General features: G+C 70.2%; 17 protein-coding genes and 1 pseudogene. 12 read left to right on the top strand and 6 right to left on the bottom strand.

What is annotated here, in order from left to right:
• Positions 1-36 precede the first annotated feature (36 nt).
• The 7 genes and pseudogenes from gap to pgi all read left to right on the top strand — a co-directional run bounded on the left by gap (position 37) and on the right by pgi (position 6,330).
• The gene (gene gap / locus ACFY1E_RS34790; RefSeq protein ID WP_057618359.1) at positions 37-1,047 is read left to right on the top strand and encodes a type I glyceraldehyde-3-phosphate dehydrogenase; all 1,011 of its coding nucleotides are present in this window, start codon (positions 37-39) and stop codon (positions 1,045-1,047) included.
• Between the two features lie 131 nt (positions 1,048-1,178).
• Positions 1,179-2,390, top strand: coding sequence for a phosphoglycerate kinase (locus ACFY1E_RS34785; RefSeq protein WP_389083189.1), 1,212 nt, complete (start codon positions 1,179-1,181; stop codon positions 2,388-2,390).
• A 41-nt stretch (positions 2,391-2,431) separates the two neighbouring features.
• Positions 2,432-3,187 (top strand): triose-phosphate isomerase, encoded by a 756-nt coding sequence (gene tpiA, locus ACFY1E_RS34780; protein WP_389083352.1) that lies wholly within the window; start codon positions 2,432-2,434, stop codon positions 3,185-3,187.
• Positions 3,188-3,295: 108 nt separating this feature from the next.
• Positions 3,296-3,532, top strand: coding sequence for a preprotein translocase subunit SecG (gene secG, locus ACFY1E_RS34775; protein WP_110627372.1), 237 nt, complete (start codon positions 3,296-3,298; stop codon positions 3,530-3,532).
• Positions 3,533-3,743: 211 nt separating this feature from the next.
• Positions 3,744-4,079 (top strand): RNA polymerase-binding protein RbpA, encoded by a 336-nt coding sequence (locus ACFY1E_RS34770; RefSeq protein WP_003976875.1) that lies wholly within the window; start codon positions 3,744-3,746, stop codon positions 4,077-4,079.
• Positions 4,080-4,210: 131 nt separating this feature from the next.
• Positions 4,211-4,432: pseudogene (locus ACFY1E_RS34765) on the top strand (MFS transporter); the annotation flags it as partial.
• A gap of 242 nt (positions 4,433-4,674) precedes the next feature.
• Positions 4,675-6,330, top strand: a complete 1,656-nt coding sequence (pgi, locus tag ACFY1E_RS34760) for a glucose-6-phosphate isomerase (RefSeq protein WP_389083187.1) — start codon at positions 4,675-4,677, stop codon at positions 6,328-6,330.
• Between the two features lie 105 nt (positions 6,331-6,435).
• On the opposite strand, the gene ACFY1E_RS34755 is transcribed toward pgi, so the two are convergent.
• Genes ACFY1E_RS34755 through ACFY1E_RS34745 form a run of 3 tightly spaced genes read right to left on the bottom strand, consistent with a single transcriptional unit; the run spans position 6,436 to position 10,478 of the window.
• Complete coding sequence (locus ACFY1E_RS34755) at positions 6,436-9,174, bottom strand: FtsX-like permease family protein (RefSeq protein ID WP_389083184.1); 2,739 nt, start codon at positions 9,172-9,174, stop codon at positions 6,436-6,438.
• A 39-nt stretch (positions 9,175-9,213) separates the two neighbouring features.
• Positions 9,214-9,966 carry an ABC transporter ATP-binding protein gene (locus tag ACFY1E_RS34750; protein ID WP_389083182.1) on the bottom strand — a complete coding sequence of 251 codons (753 nt, stop codon included), beginning with the start codon at positions 9,964-9,966 and terminating at the stop codon, positions 9,214-9,216.
• Entirely contained in the window at positions 9,963-10,478 is a 516-nt protein-coding gene (locus ACFY1E_RS34745) for a PadR family transcriptional regulator (protein WP_030933343.1), read from the bottom strand. Before ACFY1E_RS34745 ends, ACFY1E_RS34750 begins: the two co-directional genes overlap by 4 nt.
• Positions 10,479-10,599: 121 nt before the next feature.
• Between ACFY1E_RS34745 and ACFY1E_RS34740 the strand changes: the two genes are divergently transcribed.
• The 5 genes from ACFY1E_RS34740 (at position 10,600) to ACFY1E_RS34720 (ending at position 17,236) form a co-directional block, all read left to right on the top strand.
• On the top strand, positions 10,600-11,871 hold the full coding sequence (locus ACFY1E_RS34740; protein ID WP_389083179.1) for an ABC transporter substrate-binding protein: 1,272 nt from the start codon (positions 10,600-10,602) through the stop codon (positions 11,869-11,871).
• A 135-nt stretch (positions 11,872-12,006) separates the two neighbouring features.
• Positions 12,007-13,632, top strand: a complete 1,626-nt coding sequence (locus tag ACFY1E_RS34735) for a glycoside hydrolase family 13 protein (protein WP_389083177.1) — start codon at positions 12,007-12,009, stop codon at positions 13,630-13,632.
• 62 nt (positions 13,633-13,694) lie between these two features.
• Positions 13,695-15,023 carry an ABC transporter substrate-binding protein gene (locus tag ACFY1E_RS34730; RefSeq protein ID WP_389083174.1) on the top strand — a complete coding sequence of 443 codons (1,329 nt, stop codon included), beginning with the start codon at positions 13,695-13,697 and terminating at the stop codon, positions 15,021-15,023.
• A 6-nt stretch (positions 15,024-15,029) separates the two neighbouring features.
• Entirely contained in the window at positions 15,030-16,391 is a 1,362-nt protein-coding gene (locus ACFY1E_RS34725) for a carbohydrate ABC transporter permease (RefSeq protein ID WP_389083172.1), read from the top strand.
• 5 nt (positions 16,392-16,396) lie between these two features.
• Entirely contained in the window at positions 16,397-17,236 is an 840-nt protein-coding gene (locus ACFY1E_RS34720; protein WP_389083350.1) for a carbohydrate ABC transporter permease, read from the top strand.
• A gap of 219 nt (positions 17,237-17,455) precedes the next feature.
• Here the strand turns inward: ACFY1E_RS34720 and pgl are convergent, their stop codons facing one another.
• Genes pgl through zwf form a run of 3 tightly spaced genes read right to left on the bottom strand, consistent with a single transcriptional unit; the run spans position 17,456 to position 20,843 of the window.
• Positions 17,456-18,238: a 6-phosphogluconolactonase gene (pgl, locus tag ACFY1E_RS34715; RefSeq protein ID WP_389083169.1), complete on the bottom strand. Its 783-nt coding sequence runs from the start codon at positions 18,236-18,238 to the stop codon at positions 17,456-17,458.
• Complete coding sequence (gene opcA / locus ACFY1E_RS34710; RefSeq protein ID WP_389083167.1) at positions 18,235-19,308, bottom strand: glucose-6-phosphate dehydrogenase assembly protein OpcA; 1,074 nt, start codon at positions 19,306-19,308, stop codon at positions 18,235-18,237. The genes pgl and opcA overlap by 4 nt, the downstream gene beginning before the upstream one ends.
• Positions 19,305-20,843 (bottom strand): glucose-6-phosphate dehydrogenase, encoded by a 1,539-nt coding sequence (zwf, locus tag ACFY1E_RS34705; protein ID WP_389083164.1) that lies wholly within the window; start codon positions 20,841-20,843, stop codon positions 19,305-19,307. The genes opcA and zwf overlap by 4 nt, the downstream gene beginning before the upstream one ends.
• Position 20,844: the final 1 nt, after the last annotated feature.

Raw genomic sequence — 20,844 nt, 5'->3', positions numbered from 1 at the left:
ACCGCATGGCCGGCGTACCAACGAGGAGATCGGTTCGTGACGATCCGCGTAGGCATCAACGGCTTCGGTCGTATCGGTCGCAACTACTTCCGCGCGCTGCTGGAGCAGGGTGCAGACATCGAGATCGTGGCTGTCAACGACCTGGGTGACACCGCGACCACCGCCCACCTGCTCAAGTACGACACCATCCTGGGCCGCCTCAAGGCCGAGGTGTCGCACACCGCTGACACGATCACCGTCGACGGGCACACCATCAAGGTCCTTTCCGAGCGCAACCCCGCCGACATCCCGTGGGGCGAGCTCGGCGTCGACATCGTGGTCGAGTCGACCGGCATCTTCACGAAGAAGGCCGACGCCGAGAAGCACATCGCCGGCGGCGCCAAGAAGGTCCTCATCTCGGCTCCGGCCAAGGATGAGGACATCACCATCGTGATGGGTGTCAACCAGGACAAGTACGACGCGGCCAACCACCACGTCATCTCCAACGCCTCCTGCACCACCAACTGTGTCGCGCCGATGGCGAAGGTCCTCGACGAGAACTTCGGCATCGTCAAGGGCCTGATGACGACGGTCCACGCGTACACCAACGACCAGCGCATCCTGGACTTCCCGCACTCGGACCTGCGCCGCGCCCGCGCCGCCGCCGAGAACATCATCCCGACCACCACCGGTGCCGCCAAGGCCACCGCCCTGGTCCTGCCGCAGCTCAAGGGCAAGCTGGACGGCATCGCCATGCGCGTCCCGGTCCCCACCGGCTCGGCCACCGACCTGGTCGTGACGCTGCAGCGCGAGGTCACCAAGGACGAGGTCAACGCCGCGTTCAAGAAGGCCTCCGAGGACGGCGACCTCAAGGGCTACCTGTCGTACACCGAGGACCCGATCGTCTCCTCGGACATCGTCAGCGACCCGGCCTCCTGCACCTTCGACTCCTCCCTGACCATGGTCCAGGAGGGCAACTCGGTGAAGATCCTCGGCTGGTACGACAACGAGTGGGGCTACTCCAACCGCCTCGTCGACCTCACGGTCTTCGTCGGCAACCAGCTCTGATCTGATCCACAGAGCAGGCAACTCGATGTGAACGCAGGGCTCGGGCAGCGCAGGGACGCGCCGCCCGGGCCCTGACTCACGTACGGATCAGCCCTCGTAGGATCAGAGCAGCCCTCACCAGGAGTCCTCATATGAAGACGATCGACGAACTTCTCGCCGACGGCGTGGACGGCAAGCGGGTCTTCGTCCGCGCCGACCTCAACGTGCCGCTCGCCGACGGCCTCATCACCGACGACGGCCGCATCCGCGCCGTCCTGCCCACCGTCAAGGCCCTCGCGGACGCAGGCGCCAAGGTGGTCGTGGCCTCGCACCTCGGCCGCCCCAAGGGCGCGCCGGACCCGGCCTTCTCCCTGCTTCCGGCTGCCGAGCGGCTCGGTGAGCTGCTGGGCGCCCCCGTGGCCTTCGCCCAGGACACCGTCGGCCCCGCCGCCCATGCGGCCGTCGACGGCCTCGAGCCGGGCCAGGTGGCGGTCATCGAGAACCTGCGCTTCAACGCCGGCGAGACCTCCAAGGACGACGCCGAGCGCGGCGAGTTCGCGGACCAGCTGGCCGCCCTCGCGGACGTCTACGTCGGCGACGGCTTCGGCGCGGTGCACCGGGGGCACGCCTCGGTCTTCGACCTTCCGGCACGTCTGCCGCACGCCGCCGGCTACCTCATCGCGAACGAGGTCGCCGTACTGAAGAAGCTCACCGAGGACGTGCAGCGGCCGTACGTCGTCGCCCTCGGCGGCGCCAAGGTCTCCGACAAGCTCGCCGTCATCGACCAGCTGCTCGGCAAGGCCGACCGCCTGCTCATCGGCGGCGGCATGGCGTACACCTTCCTCAAGGCCAAGGGCTACGAGATCGGCAAGTCCCTCCTGCAGGAGGACCAGATCCCGGCCGTCCTGGAGTACATCGAGCGCGCCGAGAAGACCGGCGTCGAGCTGGTGCTTCCCGTCGACACCCTGGTCTCCACGGACTTCCCGGACCTGAAGACCAAGGCCCCGGCCAACCCCACCACCGTCGCCGCGGACGCCATCCCGGCCGACCAGGAGGGCCTGGACATCGGTCCGGAGACCCGCAAGCTGTACGCCTCGAAGATCGCCGACGCTGCCACCGTCTTCTGGAACGGCCCGATGGGCGTCTTCGAGCACCCCGATTTCGCCGAGGGCACCAAGGCGGTCGCCCAGGCCCTCCTCGACTCCCCGGCCTTCACGGTCGTCGGCGGCGGCGACTCCGCCGCGGCCGTGCGCCTCCTGGGCTTCGACGAGAACGCATTCGGCCACATCTCGACCGGCGGTGGCGCCTCCCTCGAATACCTCGAGGGCAAGACGCTCCCCGGCCTCGCCGCGCTGGAGGACTGACCTCAATGGCTCCATCTGTTTCTTCTGGGCGCACGCCGCTGATGGCGGGCAACTGGAAGATGAACCTCAACCACCTCGAGGCCATCGCCCACGTCCAGAAGCTCGCCTTCGCCCTCGCGGACAAGGACTACGAGGCCGTGGAGGTCGCCGTCCTGCCGCCCTTCACCGACCTGCGCTCCGTGCAGACCCTGGTCGACGGCGACAAGCTCAAGATCAAGTACGGCGCCCAGGACCTCTCGGCGCACGACTCCGGCGCCTACACCGGCGAGATCTCCGGCGCCATGCTGGCCAAGCTGAAGTGCACCTACGTGGCCATCGGCCACTCCGAGCGCCGCCAGTACCACAACGAGACCGACGAGCAGGTCAACGCCAAGGTCAAGGCCGCCTACAAGCACGGCCTGACCCCGATCCTGTGCGTCGGCGAGGAGCTGGAGGTCCGCGAGGCGGGCAACCACGTCTCCCACACCCTGGCCCAGGTCGAAGGCGGTCTCAAGGACCTCCCGGCCGAGCAGGCCGAGTCGATCGTGATCGCCTACGAGCCCGTCTGGGCCATCGGCACCGGCAAGGTCTGCGGCGCCGAGGACGCCCAGGAGGTCTGCGCCGCCATCCGCGGCAAGATCGCCGAGCTGTACACCCAGGAGCTGGCCGACCGGGTCCGCATCCAGTACGGCGGCTCCGTCAAGGCCGGCAACGTCGCCGAGATCATGGCGCAGGCCGACATCGACGGCGCCCTGGTCGGCGGTGCCTCGCTGGACGCGGACGAGTTCGTCAAGATCGTGCGCTTCCGCGACCAGTGACACGAGCTGGGAGTATGCGGTAGCGGCGATACGTCGTACCCTTGCGGGGGCACAGCCCGGTTGCTGTGCCCCCGTCGTCCATCCGAATCCGAGGAAGTTGGTCCAGCCGTGGTTTTGGGGTTCTCGATCGCCCTGATCGTCTTCAGCCTGCTGCTGATGCTGCTGGTGCTGATGCACAAGGGGAAGGGCGGCGGCCTCTCCGACATGTTCGGTGGCGGCATGCAGTCGTCCGTCGGCGGCTCCTCGGTCGCCGAGCGCAACCTCGACCGGATCACCGTGGTGATCGGTCTGCTCTGGTTCGCGTGCATTGTCGTACTCGGCATCCTGATGAAGTCGAACAGCTGAGCAGCGACGCACACAGCACGTACATTCCGCACGTAAGGCCCCATGTTCGGTACGCGCAGCTGAGCGCGGCCTATCATGGGGCTTGCGTCTAGGTGTGGGGGGTGTAACTCCAATCACTGGACGCGCGTTGGGCCTTACGTAGACTGAGGCGCTCGCAACGAAGCGAAACGCCGACTCGCTTCGCGGCACCATCACGCAGGGAGTTACGACCGTGGCAAGTGGCAACGCGATCCGAGGAAGCCGGGTCGGGGCGGGGCCGATGGGCGAGGCCGAGCGCGGCGAGTCCGCGCCGCGTCTGCGCATCTCCTTCTGGTGCTCGAACGGGCACGAGACGCAGCCCAGCTTCGCCAGCGACGCGCAGGTTCCCGAGACCTGGGACTGCCCGCGCTGCGGCTTCCCCGCCGGACAGGACCGGGACAACCCGCCGGACCCGCCGCGCACCGAGCCCTACAAGACGCACCTCGCGTACGTCAGGGAGCGGCGCAGTGACGCGGACGGCGAGGCGATCCTCGCCGAGGCGCTCGCCAAACTGCGGGGCGAGATCTAGGAGTTGAGAGCCGGCCGGGCCCGAGGGGTGCCTGGCCGGAGCAGTTTCGTACCCGGCCCCCGGCCGCCTGAGCACCGATTGTCAGTGGCGCCCTCTACGGTTTGTGCATCGGCAGATCGTGAGGGGGAGTTGTGGCGACGGTCGAGGCAGTGGGCGGTCTTGCGCCCGAGTGGCGTGGGGGATTCGGGCGGCTGTGGACGGCCGCGGTGGTCTCCCGGTTCGGAGACGCGCTGCGCGGTGCGGCGCTGCCCCTGCTCGCCGCTTCCCTGACCGACCGCCCCCTGCTCATCGCGTCCGTGACCGCCTGGGTCCATCTGCCCTGGGTCGTCTTCGGACTGCTGGGCGGCGCCGTCGCCGGGGCTCCGCTGGGCGCCCTGCTCGGTGGCGCGGTCGCCACCGCCTGGGGCCTGAACACGCCGGCGCTGCTCACCGCCGCCTTCTCCCTCCTGTCGGTCCTCGCCCTGATACCTGCCCGCAAGCGGGACGTACCTGTTGTTGCGCCGCACGGCGACGCCACGACAGCTCATGTCACGCGCTGATCAACTAGGTTGGGACAGGCAGCGGGGCAAGGCAGGAAAGAAGGCTGAAGTCCGAAATGAACGCAGACGTCCGTAACAGGCTCAACCAGACGCCCGAGTGGACCGCGCTGGCCAAGCACCGTGAGGAGCTCGGCGAAGTGCGGCTGCGGGACCTGTTCGCCGCGGACCCGGGACGCGGCGCCGGGTACACGCTCCAGGTCGGCGACCTGTACATCGACTACTCCAAGCACCTCGTCACCGACGAGACCCTGCGGCTGCTGCGCGAGCTGGCCGCCGCCACCGACGTCTTCGGCCTGCGGGACGCCATGTTCCGCGGCGAGAAGATCAACACGACCGAGAACCGCGCCGTGCTGCACACCGCGCTGCGCGCCCCGCGCGACGCGGTGATCGAGGTCGACGGCGAGAACGTCGTCCCGGGTGTGCACGCGGTGCTCGACAAGATGGCCGACTTCGCCGAGCGGGTCCGCTCCGGCGCCTGGACAGGCCACACCGGCAAGCGCATCAAGAACGTCGTCAACATCGGTATCGGCGGCTCCGACCTGGGCCCGGCGATGGCGTACGAGGTGCTGCGCAGCTACACCGACCGCGACCTCACGGTCCGCTTCGTGTCGAACGTCGACGGCGCCGACCTGCACGAGGCCACCCGCGACCTGGATGCGGCGGAGACGCTGTTCGTCATCGCTTCCAAGACCTTCACCACCATCGAGACGATCACGAACGCGACCTCGGCGCGTGAGTGGCTGCTCGGCGAGCTGAAGGCCGGTCAGGAGGCCGTCGCGCGGCACTTCGTGGCGCTGTCGACGAACGCCGGGAAGGTGTCGGAGTTCGGCATCGACACGGCGAACATGTTCGAGTTCTGGGACTGGGTCGGCGGCCGGTACTCGTACGACTCGGCGATCGGGCTGGCGCTGATGATCGCCATCGGCCCGGATCGTTTCCGGGAGATGCTCGACGGGTTCCGGCTGGTGGACGAGCACTTCAGGTCGGCGCCCGCGGAGTCCAACGTGCCGTTGCTGCTGGGCCTGTTGGGCGTCTGGTACGGCAACTTCCATGACGCCCAGTCGCATGCGGTGCTGCCGTACAGCCACTACCTCTCCAAGTTCACCGCCTATCTGCAGCAGCTGGACATGGAGTCCAACGGCAAGTACGTGGGCCGGGACGGGCGGGAGGTGGACTGGCAGACGGGGCCGGTGGTGTGGGGCACGCCGGGCACCAACGGCCAGCACGCCTACTACCAGCTCATCCACCAGGGCACGAAGCTGATCCCGGCCGATTTCATCGGGTTCGCCGAGCCGGTGGCCGAGCTGAGCGAGGGGCTCAAGGCGCAGCACGACCTGCTGATGGCGAACTTCTTCGCGCAGACGCAGGCCCTCGCCTTCGGCAAGACACCGGACGAGGTGCGGGCCGAGGGCGTGCCGGAGGAGCTGGTGGCGCACAAGACGTTCAAGGGGAATCACCCGACGACGACGATCCTGGCGCGCGAGCTGACGCCGTCCGTGCTGGGCCAGTTGGTCGCGCTGTACGAGCACAAGGTGTTCGTGCAGGGTGCGGTGTGGAACATCGACTCCTTCGACCAGTGGGGCGTCGAGCTCGGCAAGGTGCTGGCCAAGCGGGTCGAGCCCGCACTGACCGAGGGGGCCGAGGTGGCGGGCCTGGACGAGTCCAGCAAGGCGCTGGTCGCCAAGTACCGGGAGCTGCGGGGGCGGGCGTAACACCGCCGCGATGGCCGGGGGAAGCGAGCGGTGCATGACCGTCCGCTTCCCGTCGCCTCACAACCGGCAGGATTTCTACGGCAGTTGACGTGCCCGACCTTCCCGTCAGGCCACCGCGCTGAGGGTGTCCGCGAGCCGTCGTCTGGCCGCGCGTGCCGCCGGGAGGGCGGCGAGTGCGGCCGCGCCGAGCACGGCGGCGGCGCCGAAGAGCAGGAGCAGGACCGGCGACGGGCTCTGGGCGATCCCGGCGCCGATGCCGCTGGATCTGCCCTGGGAGTTGATCAGCCAGTGCGCGAGGGGGGTGCCCAGGGCCGTACCGGCGAGGACGGCGGCCAGGGCGGTGCAGCCGGTGGCCGTGACGGTGATCGCCGTGATCTGGCGCGGGGACAGACCGATGGCCTTGAGGGCGAGCAGATCGCGTTCGCCCTCGCGGACGGTGCCGCCGATAGCGGTGAGCACTTCGACGAGCCCGATGAGGGCCAGGACGGCGATCAGGCCGACGACGACCGAGCGCAGGGGTGAGAGCCCGTCGGCCGGGTTGGTCACGGCATGCACGTCGAGCCGGCCGTGCCCGGCGGCTGCCAGCCGGCCGGCGACCGCACGCGGGTCGGCTCCGGGGCGCAGGCGGAGCTGGTAGAGGGTGGGGGTGAGGCGCGGGTCGTTCTCGCGGAGGGTGTCGAGGGAGGTGGAGATGACCCGGCCGGCGTTCTCCGGTTCGATGCTGCGGCCCACGATGTGCAGGATCTGCGGCTGGTCGCCGACCGTCATGCGTACCCAGTCGCCGACCCGGACGTCCAGCAGGTCCAGGAGACCCTGCCCGGCCACCGCCTCGTCGCTGCCGCGTGCGGCACGGCCCTCGGCCAGGGTGTACGGGTAGGGGTTCTGGCTGGTGCCGAGGCCCCGCAGGGCGATCGTGGCCGTCTGGCCCGGCACCAGGGCGGCGACCTCGACACCCGGGTAGACGGCGGCGACCTGCGGGTCGCGCTGCAGCAGGGGGCGAGCTTCCCGGTCGCCCATCCCCGCGTCGGCGTGGACGGTGAGTGCGGCCGGCAGTCCTATCTGCTCGGGCCTGCTGTGGAAACGGTCGATGGTGGTCCAGGCACTCATCGCCACGACGATCAGCAGCAGGGGGAGGGCCAGCCGGGCCACGGTGGCCAGGGACCGCAGCCGACGAAGCGAGGCGGTGTGCCAGCCCAGCACCAGTGCGGGCGGCACACCGACGCCCAGCGCCCACCGGGCGATGGCGGAGAGATGCCCGCCGGAAGGGGCGGTGGGGGCCAGGCCCGTGCTGTAGTGAACGGAGTCGCAGGGTTGCCCGGTCGCCGGAGCCGCGAGCCGAGTGCTGGCGGTCCCCTCCGCTCGGCCCGGCGGTGGGTGTTCTGCCGGGGCACTGGGCCGTGCCGTCAGCCTCTGTTTTGTCACCCCCAGTAGTCCTTTGGCTGCCGCAGCCAGAGGCCGGGGGGTCGGCGCCCCTCGCGTCGGATCCGGTCGAGGGTGGTCCGCCGAATCGGACGGCCGTGCACCGAGCCTCAGCGTCCGTCGGGCCTGCTGCAGCAGCCCGCTGCCTACTGCAGGCGCGGGTCGGGGGGTGGTGGGTGCCGGGCCTGTGGAGCGTTCATCGGCCGAGGGGCCGGGCGCCCGTAGAGCTCGGTCCGGCAGCCGGGGGGCGGCTTCCAGGCCCAGCGCCCGTCGAGCCAGACCCAGCCCTCCACCCCCAGCACCCGCGGGCCGCGCCACCGGGACCGGTGGTATGCGGCCCGCTCGCCAGGCTGCGAGGGCCGTTGTGGCTCCGATGAAGAGGACGGCGCCGGCCGGGATGGCGAAGAGGGTCGGGGTGTGGCCCGGTAGGCCCTGCCATACGCCGAGGGCGTCTCCGAGGCGGCCGGGGAAGTGGCCGCCCAGGGCCTCGGTGAGCGTTGCCGCGGCTACGGCGCCCAGGACGGCGTAGGCGATGTGCTGGAACAGGAACACGCGGACGACCTGGGCCGGCGTGAAGCCGATCGCCTTCAGGACCGAGATGTCGCGGAGGTGGCCGCGGATGCGGGTGGCGATCGCGCCGTGGACGGCGAGGCCCGCGGCGACCAGCGCGCCCAGGCCGAACAGGCCGAGGACCTGCCCGAGCAGCCGGTTGTCGCCCTGTGCCTCGGCGCGGGCCTGCTGCCAGGTGGAGACCTCGCCGATGGCGCCCGCGCCGAGGACGGTGACGGCGCGCTGGACGGCGTAGTCCGTGTCCTCGGGGTCGGTCAGGCGCAGGCCGATGACCTGGCCGGTGGGGTGCGGCAGCGCGGAGGGGAGGGCCCAGACCAGGCCCGGCTGCTCGTTCGCGCGGTAGCGGGGCTCCGCGCTGTCGGCCACGCCCACCACGGTCACCGTCCGACCCGTGCCCGGCAGCGTGAGCGTGTCGCCCGGTTCGGCGAGCAGGGCGCGGGCGAGGCGGCTCTCCAGGACCACGCCGTCGGGGGCGTCGGCCTTCAGCCAGTGGCCGGCCGTCAGCAGCGGGCGGGCGACACTGGGGCGCTCGGGCGGGGTCGCGCGCAGTTCGACGGAGGCGCGGGTGCCGCGTGAGGCGAGGGTGGCGACGGCGGTGGGGTAGGGGCCGGCGACGGACTCCACACCGTCCAAACCGGCCAGCTTCCCCACCCGGGCGGACTTGTCGGTGTGTATCCAGACGTGCGCGCCGCGCTCCTGCGTGAAGATCCGCTGCCATGGGTTGGTGGCGTATCCGAACAGGGCCGTGGCCAGCAGCAGCGACACGACGATCCCGGCGGTGGCGAGGACCAGGAACAGCGCCTCGCCGCGGTGCGTGCGCAGATCGGAGTGCGCCCAGCGCAGAGTTGCTCGCATATGGCTCAGGCCTTCCGGGGATCGTCGTACACCCGCATGTCAGTCCCTGAGCTCCAGCACTCCGGATATGCCGCCCCGGCGGGACGCCCCGGTGCCGTCCAGCTCCGCGTCGTCGGCGATCCGGCCGTCGAAGAAACTGATCACACGGTCCGCGGCGCTCGCCAGCCGGGCGTCATGGGTGACCAGCACGATCGTCTGGCCGCGCTGGTGGAAGCGGGACAGCAGCCGCATCACCTCACGGGTGCCCTTGCTGTCCAGGCTGCCGGCGGGTTCGTCGGCCAGCAGGAGGGGCGGGTGGTTGACCAGGGCGCGGGCCAGCGCGACCCGCTGCTGCTCGCCGCCGGACAGCTCGCCCGGCATGCTCCGCTCCTTGCCGCCCAACCCCAGTTCGCCGAGCAGCTGCTCCCGCTCGGCCCGCGCCTGCTTCGGCGTGACCCCGGCTAGCAGCGCCGGCAGCTCCACGTTGTCGGCGACCGACAGATTGGAGACCAGGTTGAAGAACTGGAAGACGATCCCGATCCGCTTCCTGCGCTCCACGGCCCAGCGCGCCTCGCTCCATGCGTCCGTGCGCTCACCGTCCAGCCGGATGCTGCCGCCGTCCGGCCGCTGCAGCCCGCCCAGCAGATGCAGCAAGGTCGACTTGCCGGCCCCGGACGGACCGGTGACGGCCACGAACTCGCCCTGCCGGACGCACAGGTCCACCCCGCGTACGGCATGCGCCGGCGCGCCCTCGCCGTAGTGCGTCTTGACCAGGCCTTCTGCGTGCAGCACAGGAGCGGGACTGTCGCTCACTCCAGCTCCTCCAGCTCTTCCTGGCACCGTTCCAGCCAGTCGAGGTCGGCCTGCAGGTGCAGCATCGCGCCCTCGATCAGCAGATGGGCGATGCGGTTGTCGCGGTCTTCGGCGGCGGCCAGTTTGGACAGGTCGCGCATGGTGTTGAGGTACTGGCGCCGCTGCTTGTTGATCAGGGCGATCTGCTCGGCGAGACCCGTCTGCGGAGCGAGCGCCAGCTTCATGAAGAACTCGTCCCGCACCCGCGGCTCGTCCTCGGGCTCCTCGAACCAGGCGCGCAGCGCCTCCCGCCCGGTGTCCGTGAGGTGGTAGACCTTTTTGTTGGGCCGGCTCGACTGCTCGACGTCCTCGCCCTCGATCAGACCTTGCTTCTCGAGGCGGCCGAGGGTTACGTAGATCTGGCCGACGTTCGGCTGAGGGTACGCGGAGCCCAGCAGTTGCTCAAGGTCCTGCTTGAGCTCGTAGCCGTGGGCCGGGCCGCGTGCCAGGAGTGCCAGGAGGGGCAGGCGCACTCGTGCTGTCCTCCTGTCCTCGGAATGTGCTCCAGGCCCTAGTATCGCGCATACCTAACAGGTATACATGGCCTCTGACTCCGGGCGAAGATGCCCGGCGCCGGTGTACAGGGAGGAACCTATGCGGTGGATCCATGCCGCCGGTAGGGGCCTCCTTGTTCTCGTCGTGGTCATGACCGGGTACGTCGCCTCGGGCGCACACGCCGAGGAGGGTGCCGCGAGCGGCCGCGGGCCGTTGACGCTCGCCACCGCCGGAGACCTCACCAACTACCTCGACCCCCTCCTCCAGGGCTGGAACCGCACCCACCCCGGTGAGAAGGTCCACCTCGTCGAGCTTCCGGACTCCGCCGACGAGACCCATGCGCAGATGGTCACCGACCTGCGCGGCGGGGACCGCAGCCGGTTCGACGTGCTCAACATCGACGTCAGCTGGACCTCGGAGTTCGCGGCGGCGGGCTGGATACGGCCGCTGCCCCCCGACCGCTTCCCCATGAAGGGCTTCCTGAAGCCGGTCGTCGACACGGCGACCTACGACAACCATCTGTACGCCGTCCCGTACGTCACCAACGCCGGACTGCTCCTCTACCGCAAGGACATCCTCGCCAAGGAGGGCGTCCCGCCGCCGCGCACCTGGGCCGAGCTGGAGTACGACGCGAAGACCATCGCGCCCAAGTACGGACTCGACGGCTACGCGGGGCAGTTCCTCCCGTACGAGGGCCTCACCGTCAACGCCGCCGAGGCCGTCTACTCCGCGGGCGGCAGCATCCTCGGCGACGAGGGCGCGCGCGTCACCGTCGACTCGGCAGCCGCCCGGGAGGGCATCGGCTTCCTCGCCCGGGGCGTGCGCGAGGGCTGGATCCCGAAGAAGGCGCTCACCTACAAGGAAGAAGAGTCCAAACAGGCCTTCCAGGACGGACGTCTGCTCTTCCTGCGCAACTGGCCCTACGCCTACGTCGGCGCCTCGGCGAAGGGCTCCCCGGTCGCCGGCAAGGTCGGCGCCGTACCGCTGCCCGGCCCGGACGGGCCCGGCAGGAGCGTCCTCGGCGGCTCCAACCTGGCCGTCAACACGCATACACAGCACCCCGACTCCGCCGCGCGCCTGCTCGCCTATCTCACCAGCGAGCCCGTCCAGCGCCAGGTCCTCACCCGCGGCGCGCTGCCGCCCGTACGGGCCGCGCTGTACGAGGATCCCGAGCTGATCCGGCGGTTCCCGTATCTGCCGACCCTGCGCACGAGCGTCCTGCATGCCGCGCCGCGCCCCAAGAGCCCGCGCTACGACCAGGTCAGCCTGGTGGTGCAGGCGGTCGTGCACGACGCGATGACCGGGCACGAGACGCCTGCGGCGGCGGTGCAGAGGCTGGCGCGGGAGCTGGCGGCTGTCTCCACCCGCTAGTTACTTGTTGGGTAACGCGGAAGTCTCATCTGGGCTCAGGATGCCCCTTTAGGTCCGCTTTTGCCATGCCAACTCACCAGTAGCTTCTGTTTCTTTCATTGACACCCTCACGACACGCCTACCTAACATGCATGCATGTTGAGTAAGTACCGCTGGTGGCGTGACGCGGTGATCTACCAGGTGTACGTCCGCAGCTTCCTGGACAGCACCGGAGACGGCATCGGCGATCTGGCCGGGGTCCGCGCCGGACTGCCGTACCTGAAGAAGCTGGGCGTCGACGGGATCTGGCTGAGCCCCTTCTATCCGTCCCCGCAGCACGACCACGGCTACGACGTGGCCGACTACTGCGACGTCGACCCGCTCTTCGGCGACCTGGCCGAGTTCGACCTGCTGATGGCGGCGGCCCGGAAGCTCGGCGTCAAGGTGCTGCTGGACGTCGTGCCCAACCACTGCTCCAGCGAGCACCCGTGGTTCCAGGAGGCGCTCGCCTCGGAACCCGGCAGCGCGGCCCGCGCCCGCTTCCACTTCGCCGACGGCCGCGGCGCCGACGGCTCGCAGCCCCCCAACAACTGGCACTCCATGTTCGGCGGCCCCGCCTGGACCCGGGTGACCGAGCCCGACGGCCGCCCCGGCCAGTGGTACCTGCACATGTTCGCCCCCGAGCAGCCCGACTGGAACTGGCGCAACCCCGCCACCGGCGCCGAGTTCGACCGGATCCTGCGCTTCTGGCTCGACCGGGGCATCGACGGCTTCCGCATCGACGTCGCCGCCGGCCTCTACAAGCACCCCGAACTGCCCGACTCCGACGACCCCGAGGCCGACGCCCGCACCCGCGACTCCGTCAACCCGCTCGCCTGGAACCAGCCCGAGGTGCACGACGTGTGGCGGCACTGGCGGGCGGTGTGCGAGGAGTACACGGCGCGCGACGGCCGCGAGCGGCTGCTGGTCGGCGAGGTGTCGGTGCCGACCGCACGCGAACACGCGCAGTACGTCCGCCCCGACGAACTCCACCAGGCCTTCTTCTTCGACCTGCTCAGCGCCCCCTGGAACGCCGACGCCTTCCGCAAGGTCATCACCGAGGCCATGCAGGACATAGCCGGCACGGGCTCCACGGTCACCTGGGTCCTCAACAACCACGACCAGGTCCGCACCGTCACCCGCTACGGAGAACCCGCTCCGGAGGGCAGCGGCCTGGGCACCGCCCGCGCCCGCGCCGCCGCGCTGCTGATGCTGGCGCTGCCGGGAGCCGCGTACATCTACCAGGGCGAGGAACTGGGCCTGCCCGAGGTCGTCGACCTGCCCGACGACGTGCTCACCGACCCGATCTTCCGCCGCACCGGAAGCCGCGCCCGCATCCGCGACGGCTGCCGGGTACCGCTGCCGTGGTCCGGACAGGCCTCACCCTTCGGCTTCACCTCCGGTGCCGAAAGCGCGCGGCCGTGGCTGCCGCAGCCCTCCTACTTCGCCGAGTACGCCACCGACCGCGCCCTCGCCGACACCCGCTCCTTCTGGCACCTGTACCGCGACGGGCTCCAACTGCGGGCCGCACTGCCCCAGTTGGGCGAGGGAACGCTCGACTGGCTGGAGACCCCGCCGGGCGTCCTCGCCTTCACCCGCGGCGACGGCCTGGTCTGCGCCGTCAACTTCGGTACGGCGCCCATGCCCGCGCCGGTCTCCGGCACCCCGCTGCTCTCCAGCGGCCCCTGCACGGCCGGGGTGCTGCCCGGTTCGACGGCGGCCTGGTGGATCAGCGACCTCTGACCACCACGGCCCATTCCCCCTGATTGTTCGTCAGTTTCCCACCCCTTGAAGGGACATCAACGATGATGCGACGACGCACGACCCTGCTCGCGAGCTGCACCGCCCTCGCCCTCTCCCTCGGCGCCACCGCCTGCGGAGGCGGCGGACCGGTCTCCGCGGGCGGCGGCGACAAGGCGCTCAGCGGGCAGACGGTCACCGTGGCCGGCGTCTGGACCGGCAGCGAGCAGAAGAACTTCCAGAAGGTCCTGGACGCCTTCAGCGCGAAGACCGGCGCCAAGACCCAGTTCATCTCCACCGGCGACAACGTCTCCACCGTCGTCGGCAGCAAGATCGAAGGCGGTAACGCACCCGACGTGGTGATGGTCCCGCAGGTCGGGGTGTTGCAGCAGTTCGCCAAGAAGGGCTGGCTCAAGCCCCTGTCCGCCACCACCCAGAAGGCCGTGGACACGGGCTACGCCCCGGTGTGGAAGAAGTACGGCAGTGTCGACGGCACCCTGTACGGCCTCTACTTCAAGGCCGCCCACAAGTCGACGGTCTGGTACAGCCCCGAGGCCCTCACCCAGGCGGGCGTCAAGCCGCCGAAGACCTACGACGAGATGCTGAAGGCCGGACACACCGTCTCCGACTCGGGCCTTGCCGCCTTCTCGGTCGCCGGGCAGGACGGCTGGACCCTCACCGACTGGTTCGAGAACATCTACCTCTCCCAGGCCGGCCCCGAGAAGTACGACGCGCTGGCCGCCCACAAGCTGAAGTGGACCGACGCCTCGGTGGTCAAGGCGCTCGGCACCCTCGGCAAGCTGTTCAAGGACAAGCAGCTGATAGCGGGCGGCCAGAAGGAGGCCCTCAACACCGACTTCCCGGGCTCGGTGGAGAAGGTGTTCGGGCCCAAGCCCGAGGCAGGCATGGTCTACGAGGGCGACTTCGTCGCCGGGGTCGCCCACGACCAGTTCGGCAAGACCATCGGCACGGACGCGAACTTCTTCCCCTTCCCCGCCGTCGACGGCGGCAAGGCCCCGGTGGTCAGCGGCGGCGACGCGGCCGTCGTCCTCAAGGACGGCAAGAACGCCACGGCCGGAATGAAGCTCCTGGAGTACCTGGCGACCCCGGAGGCCGCCGCCGTATGGGCGAAGGCCGGCGGCTTCCTGTCCCCGAACAAGAAGCTGTCCCTCGACTCCTACGGTGACGACGTCACCCGCGCCACCGCCAAGTCCCTTGTCTCGGCCGGGGATTCGGTCCGCTTCGACATGTCGGACCAGGCACCGGCGGCGTTCGGCGGCACCAAGGGCGCGGGCGAGTGGAAGCTGCTCCAGGACTTCCTGAGCGACCCGTCGAACCCGAAGGGCACCGCGGCACAGCTGGAGGCCGCGGCGGCCAAGGCCTACAAGGGCTGACGCGCCATGACCGCGACTCTGGTGAAAGAGACAAGTCCGCCCCCGGTCGCGGGCGCCGAACGGGCCCGGCGCTCCCGCCGCCGGGCCCGGCTCATCGCCCTGCTCTTCGTCTTCCCTGCGCTGCTCCTGCTGGGTGCGCTCGTCGTGTACCCCGTGCTCTTCTCGATCGGCCGCAGCTTCTTCGACGCGTCCGGGACGCGCTTCGTGGGCGGCGAGAACTACACCGAGATGTTCAGGGACCCGGCGACCCTCAAAGCCGTACGGAACACGGCCATCTGGGTCGTCGTGGCGCCCGCGCTGCTGACCGGGCTCGGCCTGATCCTCGCCGTACTGGTGGAGAAGGTCCGCTGGGCGACGGCCTTCAAGCTGCTGCTGTTCATGCCGATGGCGGTGTCCTTCCTGGCGGCGGGCATCATCTTCCGGCTCGCCTACGACGAGGACCCGAACAAGGGCGTGCTGAACGCGGCCGTGGTCTCGGTGCACGACGCCTTCAAGGGCACCTCGGAGTATCCGACCGCGCGGGCCCGCGTGGGCCAGGGCCTGAAGGCGGGGCCGGACGGCTCGTACCGGACGAGCGGGAGCGTGTCGCCAGGGCAGTCGGTGGCGCTCGGGCTGGTGGGCGTCGCGCCGAAGGACCTGCCGGGCGGTGCCGAGCCCGCGTACGGCGCCGCGCACCGCAAGGCCGCGGCCGACGAGCTGCGCGGGGTCGTCTACCTGGACTTCACCCCCGGCGGGGGCGGGAAGCAGGGCCGGGTCGACCCGCGGGAGAGCGGGCTGCCGGAGATGAAGGTCGAGGCGGTGGCCGACGACGGGACGACGGCCGGAAGCACGACGACGGCGGCTGACGGCTCCTTCCGCTTCGAAGGGCTGAAGTCCGGCTCGTACGCGGTGAAGTTGCCGGCGTCGAACTTCGCGCAGCCGTACCAGGGCGTCTCGTGGCTCGGACCGATGCTCGTCACTCCGGCCATCATCGGGGCGTATCTGTGGATCTGGACCGGGTTCGCGATGGTGCTGATCGGGGCCGGTCTCGCGACGCTGCCGCGCGATGCGCTGGAGGCGGCGCGGATGGACGGCGCGAACGAGTGGCAGATCTTCCGGCGGATCACGGTGCCGCTGCTGGCGCCGGTGCTCACCGTCGTCTTCGTGACCCTCGTGATCAACGTGATGAAGGTCTTCGACCTCGTCTACATCATCGCGCCCGGACCGGTGCAGGAGGACGCGACCGTGCTCGCCACCCAGATGTGGCTGGTGTCCTTCGGCGGCGGCAACAACCAGGGCCTCGGCAGTGCGCTGGGTGTGCTGCTCCTGCTGCTCGTGGTCCCCGCCATGGTCTTCAACGTCCGCCGCTTCCGGAGGAGTCAGCGATGAACGCGATGAACGTGGTCCGGCGTGGCCTGGGCAACGGGCTTGTGCAGGCGTTCCTGGTGGTGATCGGCCTGGTGTGGCTGACGCCGCTCGCGGGGTTGTTCCTGTCCTCGTTGCGGACCTCGCAGGACTCGGCGAGCAGCGGCTGGTGGACGGTGTTCAGCAGCCCGGGGCAGCTGTCCTTCGACAACTACTCGGCGCTGCTGAAGAACTCCGGGATGACGCAGGCCTTCTGGAACACGGTGCTGATCTCCGTGCCGGCGACCGTGCTGGTCGTGGTGCTGGCGGCGCTGGCCGGATATGCCTTCGCCTGGCTGGACTTCCCCGGCCGGGAGGCCGTCTTCCTGGTCGTGGTGGCCCTGTTGGTGGTGCCGGTGCAGATCGGTCTGCTGCCGGTGGCCAAACTCTTCGGCCGGCTGGGGCTGTTCGGGACGATTCCGGGGGTCGTGCTGTTCCATGTGGCGTACGGTCTGCCGTTCGCGGTGTTCCTGCTGAGGAACTACTTCGCCGAGATGCCGAAGGAGATGCTGGAGGCTGCCCGTATGGACGGCGGCAGCGAGTGGCGGATCTTCACGCGGCTGGTGCTGCCGGTGGGGCGGCCTGCGATCGCCTCGCTGGCGATCTTCCAGTTTCTGTGGGTGTGGAACGACATGCTGGTGGCGCTGTTGTTCGCGGACAGTTCCTCGCAGCCGTTGACTGTGCAGCTTCAGTCGCAGATACGGCAGTTCGGGAGCAACATCGATGTGCTGGCGCCGGGGGCGTTCGTGTCGCTGGTGGTGCCGGTGGTGGTGTTCTTCGCGTTCCAGAAGCACTTTGTGCAGGGGGTTATGGCAGGGTCCGTGAAGTGAGCTTTCTTCGCCCCCGCCGCCCCTTCCCGTCCCGACCCGGGGGCCGGCCCCCGGACCCCCGCTCCTCAAACGCCGGAGAGGCTGATTTCTCGCCGGCCGAGGCTTGATCTTTCAGCCCGTCCGGCGTTTGAGGACGAGGCCGTTCAGGCCGAAAGCGGGGGTCTGGGGGCGCAGCCCCCAGGGTCGGGAATGGGAAGGGGCGGCGGGGGCGAAAACCCCTCAGGGTGAAGCCGGGGGATACAGCGACCGGGGCAGTTGCGAGGCCGCCGCCGCGTCCAGGAGCCACAGGGTGCGGGAGCGGCCGCGGGCGCCCGCGGCCGGGGCCTGTACCTCGCCCGCGCCCGACAGGGCGATCGCCGCCGCCTGCGCCTTGTCCTCGCCGGCCGCCAGCAGCCAGACCTCACGCGCCGCGCGGATGGCCGGGAGGGTCAGGGTCACCCGCGTCGGCGGCGGCTTCGGCGCGCCATGGACGCCCACCACCGTCCGCTCCGTCTCCCGCACCGCGGGCAGCTCCGGGAACAGCGACGCCACATGCGTGTCCGGGCCCACGCCCAGCATCAGGACGTCGAAGGTCGGTACGGCACCGTGGTTCTCGGGGCCGGCCGCCCGGGCCAGCTCCTGCGCGTAGCCCTCCGCCGCCGCCTCGACATCGGTCCCGTACGGACCGTCCGAGGCCGGCATGGCGTGCACCCGCTTCGGATCCAGCGGGACGGAGTCCAGCAGGGCCTCGCGGGCCTGGGTGACATTGCGGTCCGGATCGCCTTCCGGCAGGAACCGCTCGTCGCCCCACCACAGGTCCAGCCGGCCCCAGTCGATCGCGTCCCGGGCCGGCGCGGCGGCGAGGGCGGCCAGCAGGCCGTTGCCGTTGCGGCCGCCGGTGAGGACCACGGACGCATAGCCCCGGGAGGCCTGTGCGTCCACGATCTTCGTGATGAGGCGGGCCGCGGCGGCCTGCGCCATCAGCTCCTTGTCGTGGTGCACGACCAGCTGCGGAGTACTCACTTCGCCGCCGCCTTCTTCGGCTCGTCCTTCACCGGTGCCTCCGCCGCCGCGTCCTGCGCGGGAGCTTTCGCAGCCTCTTCGACAGGGGTTTCGACGGGGGCTTCGGCCGCGATCGGTTCTCCTTTGGCCGGCGGTTCCGGTACCGAAGGGTTCAGCCGGTCCACCCCGAACCGCAGCGCCGACGCATAGGTGTCGTCCGGATCCAGCCGCCGCAGCTCCTCCGCGATCAGCTCCGCCGTCTCACGCCGCTTCAGCGCCACCGCACGGTCCGGCTGGCCCTGGATGGACAGGGTCGCCAGCGAGCCGTCCGCCCGGTCCAGGACTATCTGGCCGGTGTCGGTCGCCATGCGGACCGCCGTCAGACCGGGCCCGTTCGACAGCGACCGCTTCACCGGCACGTCCAGCCGGTCCGCCAGCCACATCGCCAGCAGCTCGCAGCTCGGGTTGAACTCCTCGCCCTCCACCTCGACGGCCTCCACCTCGCAGGTGACCTGGTCGAGCGCGGCGGCCAGCATCGAGCGCCAGGGCGTGATGCGGGTCCAGGACAGGTCGGTGTCGCCGGGGGTGTACGTGTCGGCGCGGGCCGTCAGCTCCCGTACCGGCTGCTCCGCGGCGTACGTGTCCGTCACCCGGCGCTGGGCCAGCGCGCCCAGCGGGTCGTTCGCCGGGTCGAGGGGCGCGTTCACCGGCCACCAGACCACCACCGGGGCGTCCGGCAGCAGCAGGGGCAGGACGACGGACTGGGCGTGGTCCGCGACCTCGCCGTAGAGGCGGAGCACGACCGTCTCACCCGTCCCCGCGTCCGCGCCCACCCGCACCTCGGCGTCCAGCCGGGACTGCGTACGGTCGCGGGGCGAGCGCGAGACGCGCTTGATGACCACGAGGGTGCGCGAGGGGTGCTCGTGCGAGGCGTCGTTCGCGGCCTTCAGCGCGTCGTACGCGTTCTCCTCGTCCGTCACGATGACCAGCGTGAGCACCATGCCGACGGCCGGTGTGCCGATGGCACGGCGGCCCTGCACCAGCGCCTTGTTGATCTTGCTGGCCGTGGTGTCCGTGAGGTCTATCTTCATGGCCGGCGCCAGCTCCGTCCGTCTCGCTCGAGCATTTCGTCCGCCTCGACGGGCCCCCAGGTGCCGGACGGGTACTGGGCGGGCCTGCCGTTCTGGTCCCAGTACTGCTCGATCGGGTCGAGGATCTTCCAGGACAGCTCGACCTCCTCGGTGCGCGGGAAGAGGTTCGAGTCGCCGAGCAGGACGTCCAGGATCAGACGCTCGTACGCCTCCGGGGAGGACTCGGTGAAGGACTCGCCGTAGGCGAAGTCCATTGACACGTCCCGGATCTCCATGGAGGTGCCCGGCACCTTGGAGCCGAAGCGGACCGTCACGCCCTCGTCCGGCTGGACGCGGATGACGATCGCGTTCTTGCCGAGTTCCTCCGTCGCCGTGTGGTCGAAGGGGGAGTGCGGGGCCCGCTGGAAGACGACCGCGATCTCGGTGACCCGGCGGCCCAGCCGCTTGCCGGTGCGCAGGTAGAACGGCACGCCCGCCCAACGGCGGTTGTCCACCTCCAGCTTGATGGCCGCGTACGTGTCCGTCTTCGACTTGGCGTCGATGCCCTCCTCCTGGAGGTACCCGACCGCCTTCTCGCCGCCCTGCCAGCCCGCCGCGTACTGACCGCGCACGGTGTCCCGGCCCAGGTCCTTCGGCAGCCGTACCGCGCCGAGCACCTTGGTCTTCTCGGCGGCCAGCGCGTCCGCGTCGAAGGAGGCGGGCTCCTCCATGGCCGTGAGCGCCATGAGCTGGAGGAGGTGGTTCTGGATGACGTCACGGGCGGCGCCGATGCCGTCGTAGTAGCCGGCGCGGCCGCCGATGCCGATGTCCTCGGCCATCGTGATCTGCACATGGTCCACGAAGGACCGGTTCCAGATCGGCTCGAACATCGTGTTGGCGAAGCGCAGCGCCAGGATGTTCTGGACGGTCTCCTTGCCCAGGTAGTGGTCGATGCGGAAGACCTGGTCCGGGGCGAAGACCTCGTGGACGACCTTGTTGAGCTCCTCGGCCGACTTCAGGTCGTGGCCGAAGGGCTTCTCGATGACCGCGCGGCGCCAGGAGCCGCCGGTCTGGTCGGCCAGGCCGTGCTTCTTCAGCTGCTGGATCACGACCGGGAAGGAGCGCGGCGGCACCGACAGATAGAAGGCGAAGTTGCCGCCCGTGCCCTGAGCCTTGTCCAGCTCCTCGATGGTGCCGCGCAGCCGCTCGAACGCGTCGTCGTCGTCGAAGGTGCCCTGGACGAAGCGCATCCCCTGGATGAGCTGCTGCCAGACCTCCTCACGGAACGGCGTACGGGCGTGCTCCTTGACGGCGTCGTGCACCTCGGCCGCGAAGTCCTCGTGCTGCCACTCGCGGCGCGCGAAGCCGACGAGGGAGAAGCCCGGCGGCAGCAGACCCCTGTTGGCGAGGTCGTACACGGCGGGCATGAGCTTCTTCCGTGACAGATCGCCCGTGACGCCGAAGATGACCAGGCCCGACGGCCCCGCGATACGCGGGAGCCGTCGGTCGGCGGGGTCACGGAGCGGGTTCGCTCCGGAACCGGAAAGAGGAGCCAAG

It is taken from the genome of Streptomyces sp. NPDC001604, from assembly GCF_042893475.1.
In the GTDB taxonomy this organism is placed as follows: Bacteria; Actinomycetota; Actinomycetes; order Streptomycetales; family Streptomycetaceae; genus Streptomyces.
This window is presented reverse-complemented; position numbering and strand designations above follow the sequence as displayed.

Excerpts from the sequence above, each read along its gene's own strand:
- pgi (WP_389083187.1), top strand. The coding sequence starts at position 4,675 with ATGAACGCAGACGTCCGTAACAGGCTCAACCAGACGCCCGAGTGGACC.
- ACFY1E_RS34740 (WP_389083179.1), top strand. The coding sequence starts at position 10,600 with ATGCGGTGGATCCATGCCGCCGGTAGGGGCCTCCTTGTTCTCGTCGTG.
- ACFY1E_RS34725 (WP_389083172.1), top strand. The coding sequence starts at position 15,030 with ATGACCGCGACTCTGGTGAAAGAGACAAGTCCGCCCCCGGTCGCGGGC.
- ACFY1E_RS34785 (WP_389083189.1), top strand. The coding sequence starts at position 1,179 with ATGAAGACGATCGACGAACTTCTCGCCGACGGCGTGGACGGCAAGCGG.
- ACFY1E_RS34730 (WP_389083174.1), top strand. The coding sequence starts at position 13,695 with ATGATGCGACGACGCACGACCCTGCTCGCGAGCTGCACCGCCCTCGCC.
- tpiA (WP_389083352.1), top strand. The coding sequence starts at position 2,432 with ATGGCGGGCAACTGGAAGATGAACCTCAACCACCTCGAGGCCATCGCC.
- ACFY1E_RS34735 (WP_389083177.1), top strand. The coding sequence starts at position 12,007 with ATGTTGAGTAAGTACCGCTGGTGGCGTGACGCGGTGATCTACCAGGTG.
- opcA (WP_389083167.1), bottom strand. The coding sequence starts at position 19,308 with ATGAAGATAGACCTCACGGACACCACGGCCAGCAAGATCAACAAGGCG.
- ACFY1E_RS34755 (WP_389083184.1), bottom strand. The coding sequence starts at position 9,174 with ATGCGAGCAACTCTGCGCTGGGCGCACTCCGATCTGCGCACGCACCGC.
- ACFY1E_RS34720 (WP_389083350.1), top strand. The coding sequence starts at position 16,397 with ATGAACGTGGTCCGGCGTGGCCTGGGCAACGGGCTTGTGCAGGCGTTC.